The organism is Arthrobacter sp. T572 (assembly GCF_056780115.1).
In genome coordinates this window covers 4225228-4245638 of sequence record NZ_JBRAZQ010000002.1, presented here as the reverse complement: position 1 = coordinate 4245638, position 20411 = coordinate 4225228, and the positions used below count along the sequence as shown (strand labels likewise).

Genomic DNA, 20411 nt, shown 5'->3' with positions numbered 1-20411 from the left:
GCTCGTTGATATTCCTGCTCATCTGGCCAAAATTGGTTGGATCATGCCGCCCGCTAGCTCGTCCGCGAGTTGTTGTAACCGGGCTGAACGCTTTGGATCCTCTGTCGACGTGGTTCATTCCGCCCCTCCCCTCACATCTGTTGGTTGCCCGCCAAGGAGCAGGCGGATCCCGGCGATCGATGCGTTCGCGTACGCTGACTACGACTGTTTCCGGTCTTCTCGGGTGGCGCCATTGGTCGGTTATTACGGCACCGCCATTTCTTCTCGTCCTGGCACTTGACCTTCTTCCGCGTGTTGATCATTCGAACTTTCGGACTTCGGAACTCCACGCACGGTCAATCCGGGTGCGTGCCCAGCTACACAGCGTCTTCCCTGCATTGCGGCGTAGTCGTTAGCGCCCTCTATCCGGGCGCGATGACGGGGCCGAACGAGTCTCCTTGCCGACCGTCTCCCCGATACGAGGAACCTTTGGAGATTTCCGCCCTACGCTCCCTCACCGTGCCTAGAGACTTTCGTGGATGGCGCGTCTGCTTAGGACGAGCCAGCGCTCTAATGTTTCACGTGAAACGTGAACGCTTAGCAAAAGGGATCCAACCTCCCCCGAAGGTGCGTCGTGGGCCGCCATCCACGCAAGTTGCGAGTGGACTCGTGCTTAGCGCGGTCTGCGGTGACTGGGACAACCGATAAAAAGAGGGTTGTTTCACGTGAAACTTCCGCTCAGTCCTACCGGCGTTCGGGATTCGTCGACGGCGCTCCACACGGTGAGCATTGTCCCGCCATTCGATGTCCACTCACTATCTGGCTGGATTCACGTGAAACATGACTGCGACAAGGAGGGCACTCTGGTCTCAGGCCTGAGGATACTGATGCGCCCTTCTCTCGCCTATGAACCTGACGTCTTATGCGAGAAACTTCTGCCCCGTTGTGGCAGGCTATGCCGGCCTATACGACAACCCTCCGGGATAGTCGAGTCACTGGATTAAACCATAGGGTCTGATCCATCATCTTGCAAGGATGATGCCATGTTCGTGGCGGAGAGACACACGGGTGTGTGCGCCGGTTCTTCTTGGAGGGTGATATCCGGGCCATGTGCAAAGGGGTGATATCTGGGCGTTGTCTCGCTCCGTTCAGCCGCCTGCTTTGCATGCCAGTGCTGGGGACCCTTCACCAGCCGCTACTTTCCTATCACCTGCGCTGCGAGCCTACTGAAGGCACCCAAATCGTGGCCGGCGGACCCCATCGGCGCGAGCTCTCCGCCCCGTCCCTCGCTGCGGGCCCTAAGGCGGCAGTATTCGGCAGGTCAGACTGGAACGGTGCAGGGAATACCAGCTAATGGTTCATCGACCTCAGAGGCAGTGGCGGGCCGGGAGCCCCACGCCCTGCTGCCCTGCTGCGATCGGCTCGACAACACTTCCGCAGTGATGCTTGCGTACGCCTTCACAGGCTTCTTCCAGTGGTCCAGCGATCTGCGGCAGTCGTCGTTGATGTTCAACCTCGCCACTGGCCACTGTCGGCCCTCAATACCTCTGGTTCCAGGAAGGGCCGGGACAGAGGTCCAATGTGTCTGGATCAAAGCGCTGCAGTACGACCTTTGGTGGGGTGAATACCACAGGACGTGATCGCGTCTCAGTAGTGGGTTGTGGCGCTCCCATGGCGCAAACGATCAAGGCAACGGATCAGAGAACTTAGCAGCTCTCCAGTCTTGCAGGAAATCCGGTAAGGCGACTCACTGTTGGCACACCCCGTTGTCAGCAGTGTGAAGTACATCATTGATCGGATGTTGTACTGGTATCGAGGACGGTCGAACTCAACCTGGACTTCTGCCGTAATCAGGCGCGGGCCAGGTTATGTTCCTTCTCTGCCATGATGTGTATGAGCGGCAAGGAAATCAGCGAGGCGCTGGCAGGTGTGACCTGTCATGAGCGCAACTGGTGGTTGGGCTGGAAGAGCGGAGCGAACTGATCCCCACGGCGAAGCATGCTTGTGGAGTGGGCCACAGCCCGGTGGATATCTCTGTGGATAACTTTGGGGACAACTTGGCGGTTTACGACCGTCTCAATGCGCGGCAAGCAGGAGTGTACGGCTCCGAACGGCAATGGGGTGCGCGGTCTATACGTCACCGTCGCTGATGTTTCACGTGAAACATTGCGCAGCTCGGTGGAAGAGGACCTCAGTGACCAAAAAACGCGCCTGGATGGTGCTTTCTGTGGATTTTAGTCCACATTCCAGTCGTTTGACGCCCTCCCCCGAGCCGAGTGGGAAGGGCTCGCGTGTAGGTTTTGTGTAGCCCTCCTGCTTTCATGTGTTAGGCAGGCGAAGGGGACATACCAACATCCATGAGATTTGCAGATGTTCCGCCTGTGGGCGACGGTGGATAAGCCTGTGGATAACACTGTGCATAAATAGCGACGAAAGTCCCAGGAGCACTAGCCTCACCCCGGTCCAAGAGACCTCCTTAGCAAATGGCCGGACGCCCATTTTGGTTAGACGCCGATGCACAAGAGCGGATTCAAACCTGCGTGGCCGCCGGTCACGAAACTCGTCAACGGCACAGTAGAGCGCGTGTGTTCATCTAGACCAGAACCAAGAGAACGGACAGTGCGGTGTATAGGGCATCCCTTCAGGAGGAGCCCGGAAGATCGGATGTTTGTATATGGGTGAACTACCTTCGCGGGAGTAGTCTTAGCGATGCTCCCAACCCAAGTGCCTGCCCTTAGCCCGTGAATGATGGTGGTGCATGGGTGTGTCCCCGTGGTGTCAGTCCCGCAGCGTGCCAGGGTCGATATGAAGCTGACCGCCTTGGGGGCCCGGCCGGATAGACCTGCCAAACGCCTCCCCCGCGGAGCCAGTAATCACTTCTTGGCTTTCCCACGGACTTATCCTCAGCGTGTCGTGGTGTCGTGGTGTCGTGGTGTCGTGGTGTCGTGGTGTCGTGGTGTCGTAGTTCGTGATGCTTGTGCTGTCCCGCAGGTTGAGATGACCACCACCGTCGATCAGGGCTCTGTGGTGGCCAATACTTATGGAGTCTGCAGTACGGATATGATGCTCCGACGATGTGGACGCCGATACGGAGCTGGTCGTGTGCCATTATCGAATGAGTCTGTCTTTACTCGGGGTCCAGATCGAGGACCGATTGGTATGTTTCACGTGAAACATAGGGGTACAGCCCACGGCATGTGGGGCAGCGGTACACAGGCTCTCTTCGGATCTTCCGCGTCGTGGAAGAGACCGAACCGCCGGATGCTGTCCAAACGGGGCGCCGGCTAGGAGCGGCTGCCCAAACCACCAGTCGCACCTCGGTGCTGTGTAACAATCCGTCGTTCCGGCAATGAACGTGCTGACGGACGCCCTACGGTTCATGGGGATGGAGGGAACGACCACGCACCGGCCAAGACGTGGGCACCTGATGTTCGCTCGTGGGTCATGCGCATAGGGAACCTTCAAGGTGCCTCTCAGTGGGTCACCTGGGGCGGTGTTTCACGTGAAACACAGATCGACGAGCCGCCCTATCTTTGCGAGGCTCAGACGTACCAGAGCGGAGAATGCGCGAATTGGGCACAGTGATCCCCCGCAAAACCACAAGGGGTCGACGGGCGGTAGCAGTTGGTGGAGTCACCACAAGGTGTATCGAGCGCTCTCCCGCGTAGAAGATGCAGCTAACAGGCTCCCTAAGCTGGGCCAGGCACTGCCGTCAGCCCTCGAGACACTGTAACCCGCTCTATGCAGTTATTAGCGTTCGTCTCGCAGACATCAAGGTTTGTGACGTACTTAAGTCAGCAGCCAGATGCGGTTACCTCTCGATCGAGCAGTGACGTGTCCACCTGCATCCCGAATCAATACTATCGACCGATCGATTCGGCTTGCAGATACGGAACTTCTGAGGAATCAAAGGAGCGCATAAGTCCCTATGTGGCTGTATTGGGGCCTATCGGAGGGCCGGGCAGCATCAGGGCGGCCGCGGAATTATCGGAGCGCCCGCATCGATCAGCATGCCGGCGGTGCTTAGAGTGCACTGGTTTGCTCGGCCGGACCATTGAGCGGTCGCTTAGGACTTATCGAATGGGTAGCGGTCTCTCATGACAACACACCCCCGAGGGCCGATCTGTCGGCGGCTGTCGGTCGATGTATTGGATCTCTGGGCTGCCTGCCACTTTTGACCTGACAGTTTTATGAGGGGCTTCGAACTGACGGAAAGAAGCACCTGTCGAAGCATGTACCTCGAGAAACATGGGTAGGAAACTCAACCGGGGTGAGTAATCCGCCGCTTTCGAGTGCTCTGTAGGTTTAAGTCGCCCCTTCCATCTGAACTTAGGGCTGAGTAGTCAATGAAGAACGCCCTCAGCTGAGCGACCCGCGGGACGAACTACCTAGTGGCGGTGAAGGAGGGATCCTGGAAGTCCGAAAACAAAGGCCAACATCAAGGCCAACCTCCAGGCAAAAAGACTCGTTGCTGGCGACCCGCTATCTGGCTCCAACCAGACTAAGGCACAAATGACATCTTGGGCTGTGGACGTTTGCGTGGGTCAGTGGCTGCCAAAGCGATGTCAGAGGCTTCGAAGCTGAGAATGCCATGCCATGGGCTCATTTGTCCGCTCATCTGATGGGCGGGCTTTGCTCGTAAGCGCCGTGGACCCATGTTTCACGTGAAACAGCGGTCTTTGTCGGCGTCCCCAGCTGTTAGGTTCCTACAGTAGGAAGCAACGGACGTGTAGGCCCAGGCCTTCCTCTTAGGAAGGCGTAGTGGAGGCGGTCGGGGTGAGGGGCTCGCAGAACCGGCATCCTTTTAGCCAAAGCAGGGGCCTGCGGTAGTGATCAAGCACCATGTAATGCACTCACGCGTCGGTGCCGAGTTCCCTCCTCCAATCGAGGCATACGCGATCGGCGCAGAAATGCCGGAAGGGCCGAACTACGCCTTGGCCGCTTGCAGGGGGTCGTTGCTGTTTCACGTGAAACATCATTCGCGGCAGCCATCAGCAGCCAGCAGCCGTCAGCAACCGAACGCCCAGCCTGGCCAGGTTCTTCTGTACCCAGCTTCTTCTGTACCTTGCCGGAGAGAGGCATCACTTCCGCCGCTGGCGGTTAGTCGCGAAGCATTTCTCAGCTGCAGTGGACTTCACCCTGCCAGGAATCCACACGAATCCTGCACTGCGTGGACCGTGCAAGTTCCACCGGACTGGGGAGACAGTCCCCAGGTGAGTTGACCTGCGATCTAAGGATGAAGCACGAGCACCTGGAGGAAATACGCGAATAACACAACCGACAGGGGATGCAGAGACAAAAAAGACGACCTCCGCTCCCGGGTGGGAAGCAGAGGCCGTCGGATGTGGGCCCGAAAGACCCCGGAATCAGGACAGGACGTCCGCGAATTCCTTCTCGAAGAACTGCTTGGGCTTGGCGCCGATGACGGTGCTTTTCACTTCTCCCCCGCTGAAGAGGTATACGGCGGGGATGGAGGTGATTCCATACTCAGCGGCAATGGCCGGGTTGTCGTCCACGTTGAGCTTCACGACATCGACCTTGTCGCTGTACTCGACAGAGATCTCATCGAGGATGGGTCCGAGCTTACGGCAGGGGCCACACCATTCTGCCCAGAAGTCTACGATGACGGGCTTCTCGGAACCCAGGACATCTGTGCTGAAGCTTGCGTCGGTTACGTCTTTGGCGTTGCTCATAACTTTCCCTTCTTGGAGTTTGCTTGAAGCAGCTTAGGAGTGCAGGTCTGCAAGGTAGTGCTCGACGTCCAGTGCGGCCACGCAACCCGAACCGGAAGCCGTGATGGCCTGGCGGTAGGTTGGGTCGATGACATCACCGGCAGCAAATACACCCTTGATGCTGGTCTTGGAACTGCGGCCCTCGACGGCGATGGTGCCTTCGGGCGTCAGTTCCACCTTGCCCTTGACCAGGTCGGTACGCGGATCGTTGCCAATGGCCACGAACACACCCGTCACAGCGAGCTCGGATTCCGTGCCATCCACGAGGTTCCTCAGCTTAAGGCCCGTGACCTTGTCCCCGCCCAGGACATCGTCCACTGCGGTGTTCCACACGAAGTTGATCTTTTCGTGAGCCTGAGCGCGGTCGCCCATGATCTTGGAAGCCTTGAGGGTGTCGCGGCGGTGGACCACAGTCACGGACTTGGCAAACTTGGTGAGGAAGAGCGCTTCCTCCATGGCGGAGTCACCGCCACCGATGACCGCGATGTCCTGGTCCTTGAAGAAGAAACCGTCACAGGTTGCACACCAGCTGACGCCGTGGCCGGAAAGGCGCTTTTCGTTCTCCAAGCCAAGCTCGCGGTAGGCCGAACCGGTGGACAGGATAATGGCCTTCGCCTGGAAGGTCTCCCCCGTTCCAATGGTCACGGTCTTGATGTCGCCGTCGAGGTCCAGTTCGGTGACGTCCTCAAAGAGGATCTCTGTACCAAAGCGGGCTGCCTGCTTCTCGAAGTTCTCCATGAGATCCGGGCCCATGATGCCTTCCGGGAAACCCGGGTAGTTTTCAACGTCGGTGGTGTTCATCAATTCGCCGCCGGCGGTGACTGAACCGGCGATGAGCAGAGGCTTCATGTTGGCGCGGGCGGTGTAGACGGCGGCGGTGTAGCCGGCCGGACCGGAACCTACGATGATGACGTCACGCACCTGCGATGCGCTGGTTTCTGCAATGCTCACGTGGCGTGAACCTCTTCCTTTTATCGATGCTGCCGCTTTCGGGGCAGCCACCTGACTCAACCCTTGGAAAGCTCCAAATATTCCGTTGGTTTTTGAGGGACGCTGAAGACCCTAAAACCCACCGTCATTCAGGGTACCGGTAGAGGGGCGGCCGAATCGAAGCGGCCAAACAAAACCAGGTAGCAGTAGAGGCCGTTCTGATGGTTCAAAACGGCCCCTACTGCTACTTAGTTGGGTGAGTTACTGGACGGTAACCTCGGCCAGGCGGAGACCGAATCCGAAGCGTGTCTTAGGGGCTGCCAGCTTGGGCAGGGTCTTGATGACAACAATGACGTACTGGGCCTGGGTGGGCGCTGCCAGCGGCATGGTCAACTCGGGCGACGTGAAACTGTTGGTCCCCACCAACTTGGCACCGTCCATTGCGGGGCGATCGTTGGTGTAAACGCTGATGCTGCCGCCGGAACCACCCAACTGGTTGAGGACCACGGACTTGATTTCGGCCGGCTCCTTGAGCTTCACGACCAAGGGCATCTCGTCCGTCAGTCCCCCGCCCCAGTCAGCGGACGCGAATTCCATGTCCGACCAGTAGCTTGCAGCATTGCCGTCGAATGCCTTGACCAGGTCCTTGTCGAATGCAGCGGCGAAATCGAAGTTACCCAGTCGGGTAATGTCCTCGATGGCCGGAGGTGCTGCCGGAGCCGCTGTCTCCGACGGCGTGGGCTCGGTTGTCCCGCTGCCTGTGCCGTTGGATTGCGGCGCCGTGGTGTTCTGGGTCGCCGCAGGAGAGCCGCTGGGGAGCAGGCTTCCGAGGTTAGTCACTGCCAGAACAAGGCCCACGATCAGGACGGCGGCAAGAAGACCGCCCACCAGCCAGCGCATGGACCGCGGCTCACGTTCCGGTGTGTCATCTTCATAGTCGTCGTCGGTCTGGTAGTCCTCAACAGCAGCCGACGCCGGGAAGCTGCTTGCCGCGCGGTCGTACCCGGCGTTGGAGGTACTGGCCGCGGCACCACCGGCAGCAGCGCCACCGGCGAAGCCATAGTCTTCCTCGGACCACAATGAAACCTTCGGCTCCGCAGGTTCCCGTTCCGGCTTGGACTGCGGAGAGGGTTGGCGGGCAGCAGGCTGTGCATTGACTGCCTGGGTAGGCGGCTGCACGGGAGCAGCGGGCGGTTGCGCAGGGGCCGCGGGAGGCTTCGCGGGAGCGGAAGCAGCAGGCGAAGCGCCCGCTGCTTGTGCGTTGACGGCCTGTGTTGGCGGTTGGGCAGTGTCAGCAGGACCAGGAGCAGCCTGGGCTTCCTGGTTCTTGGACCCAGTCCCCTTCTTCAGGGCAGCAGCAGCGGCAACGCCTGCGGCTCCAGCACCCGCAGCTGCAGCGGCGAGTTTACCTGCCAGGCCCCCGCCGCTCTTGGATGATGACGGGTTGGACGCGGGCATGGGTGGGACGTGGCCGGCAGCTGCAGCCGGCTCGTCGGCGTCGTGCTCACGCTGGACGGGGTATCCATCCTGGTCGTACTGGATGTACTCGGCCTCGTGCTCGTCGTCCTCGTAGAGGCCGTCGTAGGTTTCGGGTTCGTAGGTCCTCGATTGGCCGAAAATTTCACTGCCCAGGGTTTCCGTGAAAAACGGTTCGACATAGGGCGGGTTGGTGGCGACCACCAGGTCCAGGAGGTCCGGGGCCGTGCTGTGGTTGGTGATCAGGTAGGTGGTGTTGTCGCTGACGCCGAGGTCCAGGATCTGCACGTTTCCGGGGCGCTCCCCAGTGGCTACCTCGCGGGCGCTTTGAGCTACTTGTTCGGCATTTCCGGGACCGGCTACGAGGATGCTCACGGGACGGTTGAGAACCTGGTCGACGCCGTCGAGCACCAGATCTTGGTCATGCGAGGTCAGTACCGTGGCTGTGACCTTGTAGCGGCCGCCAAGTACTGATCCGACGTCGATCGGGTGGGACACGTGTTCCTCCTAGGCTGTCCGGGAGCTGCGGGTCCTGCATGCTGGCCACCCGCTGAGCCGGGTAAAACCACTTTTGCAACTACCTGTATTGGTTTCTAGCCTAACGGATTGAGGCCCTTCGCCCACGTTGGCGGCGCCGTTACTCCTTGTCGTCCCCGGGGACAGGGAAGTATGGATTCCGTCCGGGGTCGCCTTGGTAGGTGCGGCGCCCAGGCAACGGAACCTGCGGACGGAAGCGGCTGCCTTTGGCCGTGCTGGGCACATCTTCCTCGGGAAGGTAGCTCTCGGCGCCCTCCGCAGGCGCTTCGGGCTCCGGCTGCAAGGCCGGCCCGGCCCTGAAGGAGGCTGCGTCGAATTCGCCCGAGATGCGCGGAATCAGGCCAGTGTCATCCGAGACCGTGGCGCGCGCCGGCGTCGTGGGTGTTGCTGCGGTGGCAGGACCGGCGCTGACGGGGACGCCGCGGCCCAGGCGGCCCAGCAGCGGCCGCAGGAGGTCGCGGAGTTCACTGACGCGGAAGACCTTCAGCAGGAACAGGTATGCAACCAGCATGACAGGCCCGACGACGACCACGGTCACCAGGGCGGCTGGCCGGCTGCTCCAAGCGAAGCCGTCGGCCCGGTAGCTGCCCAGCAGCCAGAGCGCGAGGGCACCGGCAAGCGCGGAACCGAGGCCTGCGTAACCCATGCGGATGTAGGAATTGGCAATGCGGGGACCATCCAGGTGGCCGAGGAGTCGACGGAGGAACACCACGCTGATCACCACTGACAGGATGTTGCCCAGGGTGTAGAGGATGGCGATCGCGTAGATGATCTGGCCGACGGGGAGGAACTGGATGAAGAATGCGCCCACCACGTAAATCAGGGCCAGCAGGAGCTGGACATACAGCGGCGTGCGGGCGTCTTCGTTGGCATAGAACACGCGCGACATCATGAAGTTCGCGCTCAGGAACGGAGTGCTCAGCGCAAGGATGGTGAGCGTTTGGGCCAGCATGACGCCGTCCTGGGGTTTGCCACCGGAGAAGAACATACCCAGCGGGCCGGCCAGGGCGAACAACGCCAAGGCACCGAACACGGTGGCCACGGCCATGGTCCGCAGGCCGTGGGAGAGGGCATCGCGCAGCTCGGCCTTGTTGCCGTCCTGGGACGCGCGTGTCATGCGGTTAAAGAGGACGGTGGCCAGCGACAGCGCGATGATCGAGTGCGGCAGCAGGTACAGCTGGCTCGCTACTTCCAGGACGGCGTTGCCGGGCAGTACAGCCGCGGCTGCATCGTCTCCGGCGTTGTCCAGGCGCAGCCGCTCGGCACCGGGAATCGTGGCAATTTTCATGACGTAAAGGAACGCCAACTGCCCGACGGCGGCAGTCAGCAACGTCCAGATGCTCAGCTTGGCTGCCTGGCCCAGTCCAACCCCGCGCCATCCGAAGCGGGGCCTCAGCCCCAGCTTCAGGCGAAGAACAGGGATGAGCAGAATGGCTGTTTGCGCCACAACACCGATGGTGGAGAAACCGGCCACAAGGAATGTCTGGGTTGGCCCCCAGTTGTCCAAGGTGTGCGGGTTGGTGACGTTGTCTCCCAGGATCCAGATGAACATCCCCAAACCGGCGATAGCCACCAGGTTGTTAAGGATGGGTGCCCACATGGCCGGCCCGAAGGCACCGTGGGCGTTGAGTACCTGGGTCAGCAGGGCGTACAGGCCGTAGAAGAAAATCTGGGGCAGGCACCAGAAAGCGAACGTGACAGCCAGCGCCTTCTGTTGCTCCGAGTAACCCTGCGTGGTGAGGTCGATGACCAGCGGAGCCGCCAACGTCACAAGTGCAGTGAGCCCGAGGAGAACCAGCACCGCCAGTGTCAGGAGGCGGCTGATGTAATCGGCTCCCCTGTCCGGCGCGTTGCTTGCCTTGATGATTTGCGGCACCAGGACGGCGTTGAAAACACCACCGGCAACCAGCAGGAAGATCAGGTTGGGCAGGTTGTTCGCGTTAATAAACGTGTCATTGACCGTTGAACCCAGACCGAGGGCGGCCCCGAGCATCCAGGTCTTAGCGAAGCCAAGGAACCGGGAAACCAACGTTCCGGCGGCCATGATGGCGCTGGAACGTGCTTCTCCGGATTGAACGGACTGGGTTGCTTTGGCGTCAGACATCGCCTTTATCGTCCCATGAGCCCGCGTCAGAGGTGTTCCGGCAGCACTTCCCGTGCCAGGTCGGCGATGCGGCGTTCATTGGGGAAGGACAATTTGCGGGCAAGTTCCTGGATGGGAACCCAGGCGGCGTCCACGGCTTCCTGGTCGGGATCGTTCTCGATGGTGAGCTCCCCGCCGGTAGCTTGCAGCAGGAAATGATGGACAGTTTTGTGCACGCGGTGGCCGCTGACCGTAAACCAGTAGTCGATACTTCCCAGGGGTGCCAGGATGCTGCCTTCGATGCCGGTTTCCTCGGCGATTTCCCGGACAGCTGCTTCCTCATTGTTCTCCCGGCCTTCCGGGTGGCCCTTCGGCAGGCACCACTCCAGCCGGCCGCCCCTGTTAAGGCGGGCGATGATCGCAACCCGCAACTCGCCGTCGGACGTGTCCACTACGACGCCGCCCGCGGAGACTTCCTCAACAGTAGGAAGCGAGGCCTGGACCGGGTGCTGCGGGGCGGGCGCGACGTGGGCGCCGATTGCCGACGGCAACGGTGCGTTTGTCCTCCTGCCAGGAGCGCTCGGTATCGGATTGGCCATGAAGTCCACTCTAACGACTCTTGCCCGTGAGTGATGACCGGGACATGGCCACAAGATGGACTGCAGGAGCCGGCTGTTCGGGGACGCCGGGTTTTTGCAGCGATCCGTGACCCAATGCAGGGTAAAAATCTGCCAAGCTTAAGGGACTATGGCGCACGTATTGGACAGTTCTTCAGTTAACTTCACCATCGACCCGGTGGTGCTCGATCTCGGGCAGCGCTTTGTCGACGCCGGATTTGAGCTGTCGCTGGTGGGTGGACCCGTGCGCGACCTTTTCCTGGGCAGGACATCCCCGGACCTGGATTTCACGACTGATGCAACGCCGGACCAGACGATCTCCGTCATCAAGAAGTGGGCGGATAACTTCTGGGAGATCGGGCGTGCGTTCGGGACGATCGGGATGCGCAAGGACGGCTTCCAGATCGAAATCACCACCTACCGTGCCGAGGCCTATGACCCCGACTCCCGCAAACCGGTGGTGGCTTTCGGCAACTCGCTGACCGATGACCTGCTGCGCCGCGACTTCACCATCAACGCCATGGCCCTGAAACTGCCTGGCCTGGAACTCGTGGATCCCTTCGGCGGGGTTCGCGACCTCCATGCCTCGGAACTGGCCACCCCCGGCGCGCCTGAAGCATCCTTTTCCGACGATCCGCTGCGCATGATGCGGGCAGCCCGGTTCGCGTCGCAGCTGGGTGTGTCGGTACATGACGACGTCCGCCTTGCCATGAGCCAGATGGCCGACCGCATCAAGATCATCTCCGCCGAGCGTGTCCGGGATGAGCTCATCAAGCTTATTAACGGAGCGCACCCCCGGGTGGGGATCGACCTGCTGGTGGACACGGGCCTGGCCGAGTTCGTTCTCCCGGAAGTCTCTGCCCTGCGGCTGGAGTCGGATGAACACCACCGCCACAAGGACGTCTACCAGCATTCGCTCCAGGTCCTGGAACAGGCTGCAGACCTTGAAACCGGTCCGGACGGCCCGGTGCCCGGGCCTGACTTCGTGCTGCGGTTCGCGGCGTTGATGCACGACGTCGGCAAGCCGGCTACGCGCAAATTCGAACCGGGCGGCGCGGTCAGCTTCAGGCACCACGACGTCGTGGGTGCGAAGCTCACCGCCAAGCGCATGAAAGCACTGAGGTTCGACAACGACACCATCAAGGCCGTTGCCCGTTTGGTTGAACTGCACATGCGCTTCTACGGCTACGGCGATGCCGGCTGGACTGACTCGGCCGTCCGCCGTTACGTTACGGACGCAGGTCCGCTGCTCGAGCGCCTGCACCGGCTCACCCGTTCGGACGTCACAACACGCAACCAGCGCAAGGCCGACAGGTTGTCGTTCGCCTACGATGACCTTGAGCAGCGCATTGCTGCCTTGCTGGAACAGGAATCGCTGGCAGCCATCCGGCCGGATCTGGACGGTGCCCGGATCATGGCGCTCCTCGGAATCAAGCCCGGCCCTGTGGTGGGCCGTGCCTACAAGTTCCTCCTGGAGGAGCGCATGGAACACGGACCGCTGTCCCCCGAGGAAGCCGAATCAAAGCTCCTGGCCTGGTGGGACGCCCAACCCGAGTCCGCCGTCGAGCTTTCAACCGAAACAGAGGAGCCCTAATTGACCGCCGCGACTTCACCGCGTCCGCAGCTCTGGATCCTTCGCCACGGCGAGACTGAATGGTCCAAGAGTGGCCAGTACACCGGCCTGACCGACCTTCCGCTGACTGTGGAAGGCGAACAGCAGGCCGTGGAAGCCCGCAAGGTCCTCGAAGGCATCGACTTCGACCTGGTCCTCACTTCCCCGCTTCGCCGTGCCCGCCGCACCGCGGAACTGGCCGGCTACCCGGACGCCGTCCATGAGCCGTTGGCCGTGGAGTGGAACTATGGCGATTACGAGGGCATCAGTTCCGACCTCATCCGCAAGGACAACCCCGACTACCTCATCTGGACCGATGGCGTTCCCAACGGGGAAACCCTGGACGAAGTCGCAGCCCGGGCCGACAAGATCATTGGCCGGGTCCTGGAATCCGGAATGGACAACGTCCTGGTGGTGGCCCACGGCCATTTCTCCCGCATCCTCACGGCCCGCTGGCTGGAAATGGACGCCCGTGAAGGCCGGCATTTCATTCTGGGAACCGCCAAGGTCTGCACCCTGGGGTGGGACAAGCGAACCCCTGCCATTGTCCGCTGGGGCCTGTAAACCCTCATCCCGCCCACCAACTAATCCTAAAATTTCAAGAAACTTTTGAAAAAAGTGCGAATTAGCTGGTCATGACAGTAATTCATGCTGTAGCTTATATCTTGTTCCCAGAGCGACCCGCCGGGAACCAGGCGTGCATAGGGCAGTCAGTCAGCTGTCCATGCCACAAGCAGAAAAGGAGGTTGGGAAAAATGATTACTTTGACTAGCGGATGGAATGTGACCGTCAATGCCGCCCCGGCCTCTGCTGCTTTGCGACGCCCTTTTACAAAGCACATCTCCAATCACTGATCACTCCTGAATTGCCGGACCGGGCTTGTTGCCGGCGGTTTTTCACTGTCACCTCCGGGTGGCGCTGAGTAGTCAGCTGTAGAGGCAGACCCTGGCAGAACGCCGCGGGTGTGCAGTTTCCCCAAAGATCGGAACCAGCTTCTTGTTGGGGGCCGCTGCAGGAAATCCAAATCTCCTGCGGGACCATTCGAGGTTTTTCCGTTCAGGTCTGCTTTATCCCTTATTTATCCTTGGGTAATTGTGCCCTTTTGCCATGGTTTTTCACTGCATAAATCAGGCTTTATTTGTTGTGCCCAAATGCCCCGTAGTTTATGGAAGGAGGTGATCGCTTTGCGCAAACGCCCGGAAGAACAGCGCTTCTACAAGAGCAGCGACGCTCCCAAAGACCGCACACTGTTCAACGGCCAGCTGCTTGACCAGCGCCGTGAAGACGTCTTCGTTGTCCTGCACCAGATGGGACTCATCCGCTGATGCATCCGTGCCGTGAATGAAGGAGTGTCCGGTGCCGCATATCCAGGCTGAACCCCAGGGAGCCCACGCTGCCATGCGTGGGCTCCCCCTTTTGAAGTCTGTTCCGGGTTGGTACCGCCGGAGCTACCTGACGGTAAGCTCGACTCATGCAGGAGACGAGGCCGCGCCGGCAAAGTAAACGTGCAGGCTTTGTGGTCCCCAGCCGGAATGATTCCCTGCTGCGCAACTTCACTGAGCTCGTGGGCGGTCCCCTGGGCAGGCACACGTCGCCGGGAAGGATCTCTCCCGGTCCGTTCACTGTTGAACGCGTCCTGATCGTCCTCACCGTCATCGCCGCCCTGCTTGCCATCCTGGCCAAGGATTACTGCAGGACCAACGGTTGGCAGACACCCACCCAGTTCTATGCCACGTGCTACTCGGACTTCCCGGAGCTCTTCCGCAACCGTGGCCTGGGCGATGGTGCTTTTCCGTTCCTCACTCCTGACGCCCTGTTCGAATACCCCGTACTTATGGGACTCATCGCGGGAGCTACGGCGTTGCTGGTCCCCGGCCAAGGAGTCAGCAACGAACGCATCCTGGGCTACTTCGATGTCAACGCCACCTCGATTGTTGCGGTGTGGATCATCACCGTTCTCCTGACTGCCCGCATGAACAGGCGCAGGCCGTGGGACGCCGCCATGGTTGCTGTGGCGCCGGGCATCATCCTGGCCGGATTCATTAACTGGGATATGTGGGCTGTGGCGCTCCTGGCCCTGGCCATGTACTTCTTTTCCCGCGACAAAGCGGTCCTGGCTGGTATCTGCATCGGTCTCGGCACGGCAACCAAGCTCTACCCCGTGCTGATCCTGGGGGCGGTCCTCGTGCTGGCCCTAAGGAGCGGGCGGATCAAGACCTTCCTGGTGACCACCGCTTCCGCGCTGGCGGCGTGGTTGGCGGTCAACCTGCCCTTCGCCGCCATGAACCCCGCCGGATGGCGGTACTTTTTCGAGTTCACCCAGGACAGGCCGGCGGGGTACAGCTCACCATGGTTCGCCTACAACCTGATTGCCGAGCGGCTCCAATGGGTGCAACTGAACGCGCTCACCATCAACGCCCTCGCCCTGAACCTGTTCGTCCTGGCGTGTGCCCTGATTGCCGTCCTTGCCCTCGTGGCTCCACGCAGGCCCCGGCTTGCGCAACTGGCCTTCCTGATCGTGGCCGCCTTTATCCTGACCAACAAGGTGTACTCGCCCCAATTCGTCATCTGGCTGATCCCCTTGCTGGCACTGGCAAGGCCCCGGTGGCGGGACTTCCTGATCTGGCAGGCAGCAGAAGGGCTGCACTGGGCGGCCATCTGGATGTATCTCGGCCAGGCAACCAGCGGAGGGGCAGCCCAGCACAACATCGACATGTCCGCCTACGTCATGGCCGTGCTGGTTCATATGGCGGCTACGGCCTACCTCATGGTCCGCGTGGTCATCGACATCTGGGACCCCTCGCAGGATCCCCTGCGGTCTTCGGGCGACGATGACCCGCACGGTGGTCCGTTCGCCGGAACACGGGATTGGTTGAGAATCGACCTGTTCCGCCCCACCGCCTCCATTCTTCCCTGGCGCAAACAGGAAGTATCCGTCCCACCCGAAGCACCCCCTGCAAAGGAGGTCGGCCGCCATGGCTGATGTCGCCGTCGTCGGATCCGGTCCCAACGGTCTTGCCGCTGCGGTGGTGATGGCCCGGGCAGGCCTGGACGTGCAGCTGTATGAGGCAGCGGACACGATCGGCGGTGGGTCGCGCACCAGTGAACTGATGGAGCCGGGATACCTGCACGATGTCTGCTCGGCGGTGCATCCCATGGCGCTGGTGTCGCCCTTCTTCCGCGACTTCGAGCTCGCCCGGCGGGTGGAACTGATCGTGCCCGAAGTCCAGCACGGCGTGCCGCTGGACGTAGGTGGTGCCGCTGTTGCCTACCAATCCCTGGTCCGCACGGTGATGGAACTGGGCGTCGACGGACCCGCCTACCGCCGCCTTATCGAGCCGCTGCTTGCGCGCGTGGATGGCGTAGTGGACTTTACGTCCAACAAGCTGCTGCGGATCCCCAAGGATCCGATCGCCGCTCTCAAGTTCGGACTCGCGACGCTGGACCAGGGTACGCCGGTGTGGAACCGGCGGTTCAAGGAGACTGCCGCTCCCGCGCTGCTGACCGGTGTCATGTCCCATGCGCTCGGGTCGCAACCTTCGCTGAGCTCCACCGGCGCCGGACTGATGCTCAGCATCCTTGCCCACGCGGGAGGATGGGCTGTGCCCGTAGGCGGATCACAGTCCATTGCCAAGGCCATGGCCGACGATCTCGTTGCCCATGGGGGGACCATCCATACCGGCCAGCGGATAGACTCCCTGGACCAGGTCCGGCCAGCGAAGGCGATCCTGCTGGATGTTGCCCCACCGACGCTGCTGCGCTTGGGAGGGGCGGAAATCCCGGACCGATACAGGCGCTCACTTGAAGCATTCCGTTTTGGGAATGCAGCGTGCAAGGTGGACTACATCCTGTCCGAGCCGGTTCCGTGGTTGGCGCCCGAGCTCCGGAAGGCCGGTACGGTGCACGTCGGCGGATCGCGCCGGTCGATGGCAGAGTCGGAAAACCAGGTTGATCTTGGGATGCACCCGGATGAACCCTACGTCCTGGTTTCGCAGCCCTCGTTGGTGGACTCATCCCGGGCTCCGGCCGGAAAGCACATTCTGTGGACCTACTGCCACGTGCCTGCCGGATCCACGGTGGACATGGCCGAGGCCGTGACGAACCGCATCGAGCGCTACGCTCCCGGCTTCCGGGACGTTGTGGTGCGGTCCAAAACCACGACGGCGGCGGAGATGGCCGAATACAACGAGAACTATGTGGGTGGGGATTTCAGCGCGGGAATCATGGACATGCCGGGGCTGCTCCGGCGGCCCGTGGTGTCACTGGTTCCGTGGCGGACGCCGCTGCGGGGCGTCTACCTGTGTTCTTCTTCCACCCCGCCAGGGCCGGGAGTGACGGGAATGCCCGGGTATCACGCCGCCGAATATGCCTTGAAAGACATATTCGGCAAGCGCGTACCAGGGCTGGGCGTTGGCAGTTAGTTCGCCGCGGTGAAGCGTGCCCGGCGGTGTGCCGGGCTTTCGATCTCGTCCAGCATGGCCACAGCGTAGTCCTGCGACGAGATGGAGTTCCCTGCAGGAGTGTCCTTGGCGACCTTGTACTCGCCGGTGCGCTCACCAGGCTGGATCAGGGGTGCAGGTGCCAGTACGGTCCAGTCCAGGGCCTCGGGTGCCTGCCGGACGATCTCCAGGGCCTTGGCACCCGTGGTTGCTTCCGCCTTGTAGGCCTCGGGGAAATCCGGAGAGTCAAGGAGCCGGACGCCGTCGATCTCCAGGGTTCCTGCGCCGCCGACGATCATCAGCCGGGTTCCTTCGGCATTGCTGTAGGCCGTGGCCATGGCGTTCAGCCACTCTGCATGGTCACCGCCGGTGCGGCTGGGACCCGTAGCCAGCACAACGACGTCGTGGTTTTTCGCTATGGAGGAGAAGACCTGGGCGTCGGACTGGTCGGCTGCCTTTGCCGTTGCTCCGGCCACCTCGGTGCCCTTGCGTGAAATGGCGGTGACCTCGTGGCCGCGGGTCAGGGATTCCTTGACGATCTGGCTGCCGACCATGCCGGTTGCCCCGTAGACTGCGATCTTCATAGCTGCTCCTTTGGGTTGGTATCCTTGATGTAGTTCAAAGGTATCTATTTGATACTGATAGCTTCAAAGGAACCCAGTTACCTGATGGAAACCAACCTCCCCGCCAACGTCCTTGACCCCAACTGCCCTTCCCGCGTGATCTTCCAGCGCATCGGCGACAAGTGGGCCTCCCTGGTCATCCAGGTGCTGGGGGCCGGGCCTGTCCGGTTCTCGGAGTTGCGCAAGATGGTCAACGTTGTCACTCCCAAGGTGCTGACGCAGACGCTCCGAGCGTTGGAACGGGACGGCTTGATCACGCGCACTGTCTACGCCCAGGTTCCGCCGCGGGTGGATTACCAGTTGACTCCGCTGGGCCAGTCCTTGCTGGAGCCGTTGCGCCTGCTGCGTGAATGGGCCGAAAGCCACGTGCCCAGCATCCTCGAAGCCCGTGACGCCTACGACGAAGCCCAGGACGACGCACTCCTCCCCGAACCCAACTGAGTCGCAGATGAGCGCGTTTTGAGCGGTCTAAACGCGCTTAAGTGCGACTCAGTTGGGTTGTGGAGCGGGGGTCAGGGCAGGGCTGATCCGTCCGTCGCTCATGGTCGCAACAGAATCCGTCAGGGGTAAGAAGCCCGTGTCGTGAGTGACCATCACCGTTGCTGTCGAGAAGTCGTCAGTGATGCGCCGAAGCAGCCGCACGATCGACTCGCTGCGCTCGTGATCCAGTGCCGCGGTCGGCTCATCCACCAGCAGGACGGACGGGCTGCCCATCAGCGCCCGGGCAATGTTGACGCGTTGGCGCTGCCCTCCTGACAGCTGATGCGGCTTCTTGCCTGCAGCGCCGCCCAAACCCACGACGTCCAGCAGATCCTCCGCCTTCCGGCGCCCCTGCCGCGGCGGGATGCCCCGCAGGTGACAGTGGATCAGCAACTGCTCGACGGCGGTCAGTGACGGCAGGAGGTTGGGTTGCTGGAAGATGATGCCCACCTTCTCCCGGCGCAGGGCAGCCCTTTCGGCTCCCTTGAGGCCGGTGACCTCCTGCCCGTCGATGATGACAGACCCTGAGCTTGGCTTGATGAGGGTCGCTGCCACCGCGAGGAGGGAGGACTTTCCCGATCCGGACGGACCGACAAGCGAGAGGAACATGCCGCTGCCGACTGTCAGGTTTACCGCATTCAGGGCGGTCAGCGTGGATTCGCCGTCCGGGTATTCGAGGCTGACATTTACAAGTTGGAGGGAGCTCATGTGTATTCCTTTCCGGGAATTCTTTAGTTGCCGCCGAGTGCAAGCAAAGGGTCGATACGGGTGACACGACGGACTGCGAGGACGGACCCGAGCAAGCCCAGGACGATGATTCCGAGCACGGGCAGGACGGTGGTGAAGGGTGTCAGGAGGAAGGGCGCTGCCTGCACGGCGGCGAGTCCTCCCGCCAGTCCCAGCACTCCACCTGTCACAGACCCGGCCAGCAGCACCACCACCGCTTGGGCCAACGCGTCGCGCAGGACGTAACCGGACGAGCCGCCAAGAGCCCGGAGTACCGCGATGTCGCGCGTGCGCTGCACCGTCCACACAGTGAGGAACGCGACGATCACCAGGGCGGATATGCCGTACAGAAATGCCTGCATGAGCATGAGGGATCCGTTCTCGCTCTTGTAGCTGGCCAGGGCCTGGAATGACGCAACAGGGTCGGCGCTGACCGTGCCGGCCGCCGCATTGGCGGCGTCGGTATCCAAGGAGGTACCGCCGTCGTGGGTTACTCCCAGGACCGTGGCCGTGCCCGGTGCCGCGTGGGCAATGGTCCGCCAGTCCCCCAGCGTGGTCCACACCACGGAGGTATGTGAATACCACTGGTCTTCCACCACGCTGGAGACGGTGAGGTGCAGGCCGCCCACCTGGACCCGGCTGCCTTCCCGCAGGTCCAGTTCGCGGGCAACGCCCTCGCCGATCACCGCGGTTCCTTCCTGCACCCGCGGGCCAAGCGAGCCGCCGAAGACTGCCACGTTCGCCGTTCCCGTTGCCGCGCCGTCCGCGGCCAGGGACTGGAACCGTGACTGGCTGATGCCGAGCTCCTGGACGGAAGCCACCCCCGGCTGCTCCCGCCAGGTGGTGAGCTGGCCGGTGGAGACCTCGGACTCGGTGAAGGACGCCTCGGGCTCCCCGCCGGCAGGGGCTCCGAACACGATCTGCTGCACCGGCAGAGCGGCGATGGCGGACGTGGACTGGTTGGCAAGCCCCGCCGTCAACCCGGAGAGCATGACGAGCAACAGGGTGATGAGGGCGATCACGCCGCCCATGAGTACGAAACGTCCTCTCGCGAAGCGGATGTCGCGGATGGCTAGAAACATCGGATTCCTTTGGTTCAACCCGGGCTTGTCCCGGCCCTTTCCACTCTTCCGGCCAGCACTCCCGGGCACATCGGGAGCAGGATGGATTGGGCCGG

The 20411-nt window shown here is 61.7% G+C and carries 14 protein-coding genes; 6 read left to right on the top strand and 8 right to left on the bottom strand.

What is annotated here, in order from left to right; all coding sequences use genetic code 11:
• Positions 1 to 5345: 5345 nt before the first annotated feature.
• From trxA to ACUYMZ_RS20860, 5 genes are all read right to left on the bottom strand, one after another.
• Positions 5346 to 5672, bottom strand: coding sequence for a thioredoxin (gene trxA, locus ACUYMZ_RS20880; protein WP_426004988.1), 327 nt, complete (start codon positions 5670 to 5672; stop codon positions 5346 to 5348).
• Positions 5673 to 5705: 33 nt separating this feature from the next.
• Positions 5706 to 6662: a thioredoxin-disulfide reductase gene (gene trxB, locus ACUYMZ_RS20875; RefSeq protein ID WP_426004986.1), complete on the bottom strand. Its 957-nt coding sequence runs from the start codon at positions 6660 to 6662 to the stop codon at positions 5706 to 5708.
• Positions 6663 to 6902: 240 nt separating this feature from the next.
• Positions 6903 to 8615, bottom strand: coding sequence for an ABC transporter substrate-binding protein (locus ACUYMZ_RS20870; RefSeq protein WP_481605777.1), 1713 nt, complete (start codon positions 8613 to 8615; stop codon positions 6903 to 6905).
• A 139-nt stretch (positions 8616 to 8754) separates the two neighbouring features.
• Positions 8755 to 10758 carry a murein biosynthesis integral membrane protein MurJ gene (murJ, locus tag ACUYMZ_RS20865; protein ID WP_442423238.1) on the bottom strand — a complete coding sequence of 668 codons (2004 nt, stop codon included), beginning with the start codon at positions 10756 to 10758 and terminating at the stop codon, positions 8755 to 8757.
• 26 nt (positions 10759 to 10784) lie between these two features.
• Positions 10785 to 11288 (bottom strand): NUDIX hydrolase, encoded by a 504-nt coding sequence (locus ACUYMZ_RS20860; RefSeq protein ID WP_090822121.1) that lies wholly within the window; start codon positions 11286 to 11288, stop codon positions 10785 to 10787.
• Positions 11289 to 11484: 196 nt separating this feature from the next.
• Here ACUYMZ_RS20860 and ACUYMZ_RS20855 point away from each other — a divergent pair, with 196 nt between their 5' ends.
• The 5 genes from ACUYMZ_RS20855 (at position 11485) to ACUYMZ_RS20835 (ending at position 17387) form a co-directional block, all read left to right on the top strand.
• On the top strand, positions 11485 to 12948 hold the full coding sequence (locus ACUYMZ_RS20855; RefSeq protein ID WP_426004983.1) for a CCA tRNA nucleotidyltransferase: 1464 nt from the start codon (positions 11485 to 11487) through the stop codon (positions 12946 to 12948).
• Positions 12949 to 13530 (top strand): histidine phosphatase family protein, encoded by a 582-nt coding sequence (locus ACUYMZ_RS20850; RefSeq protein WP_426004982.1) that lies wholly within the window; start codon positions 12949 to 12951, stop codon positions 13528 to 13530. It begins immediately after the preceding gene.
• A gap of 611 nt (positions 13531 to 14141) precedes the next feature.
• Positions 14142 to 14291 (top strand): hypothetical protein, encoded by a 150-nt coding sequence (locus tag ACUYMZ_RS20845; RefSeq protein WP_426004981.1) that lies wholly within the window; start codon positions 14142 to 14144, stop codon positions 14289 to 14291.
• Positions 14292 to 14437: 146 nt separating this feature from the next.
• On the top strand, positions 14438 to 15949 hold the full coding sequence (locus tag ACUYMZ_RS20840; RefSeq protein WP_481605773.1) for a glycosyltransferase family 87 protein: 1512 nt from the start codon (positions 14438 to 14440) through the stop codon (positions 15947 to 15949).
• Positions 15942 to 17387 carry a phytoene desaturase family protein gene (locus ACUYMZ_RS20835; RefSeq protein ID WP_481605771.1) on the top strand — a complete coding sequence of 482 codons (1446 nt, stop codon included), beginning with the start codon at positions 15942 to 15944 and terminating at the stop codon, positions 17385 to 17387. The genes ACUYMZ_RS20840 and ACUYMZ_RS20835 overlap by 8 nt, the downstream gene beginning before the upstream one ends.
• On the opposite strand, the gene ACUYMZ_RS20830 is transcribed toward ACUYMZ_RS20835, so the two are convergent.
• A complete protein-coding gene (locus ACUYMZ_RS20830) occupies positions 17384 to 17989 on the bottom strand; it encodes an NAD(P)-dependent oxidoreductase (RefSeq protein WP_481605769.1) in 606 nt (201 codons plus the stop codon). The genes ACUYMZ_RS20835 and ACUYMZ_RS20830 overlap by 4 nt on opposite strands.
• A gap of 84 nt (positions 17990 to 18073) precedes the next feature.
• Here ACUYMZ_RS20830 and ACUYMZ_RS20825 point away from each other — a divergent pair, with 84 nt between their 5' ends.
• Positions 18074 to 18469, top strand: coding sequence for a winged helix-turn-helix transcriptional regulator (locus tag ACUYMZ_RS20825; protein WP_426004976.1), 396 nt, complete (start codon positions 18074 to 18076; stop codon positions 18467 to 18469).
• Between the two features lie 48 nt (positions 18470 to 18517).
• On the opposite strand, the gene ACUYMZ_RS20820 is transcribed toward ACUYMZ_RS20825, so the two are convergent.
• Together ACUYMZ_RS20820 and ACUYMZ_RS20815 are read right to left on the bottom strand one after the other, a co-directional pair.
• The gene (locus tag ACUYMZ_RS20820; protein ID WP_481605767.1) at positions 18518 to 19216 is read right to left on the bottom strand and encodes an ABC transporter ATP-binding protein; all 699 of its coding nucleotides are present in this window, start codon (positions 19214 to 19216) and stop codon (positions 18518 to 18520) included.
• A gap of 23 nt (positions 19217 to 19239) precedes the next feature.
• Positions 19240 to 20316, bottom strand: a complete 1077-nt coding sequence (locus ACUYMZ_RS20815; protein WP_481605765.1) for an ABC transporter permease — start codon at positions 20314 to 20316, stop codon at positions 19240 to 19242.
• Positions 20317 to 20411: the final 95 nt, after the last annotated feature.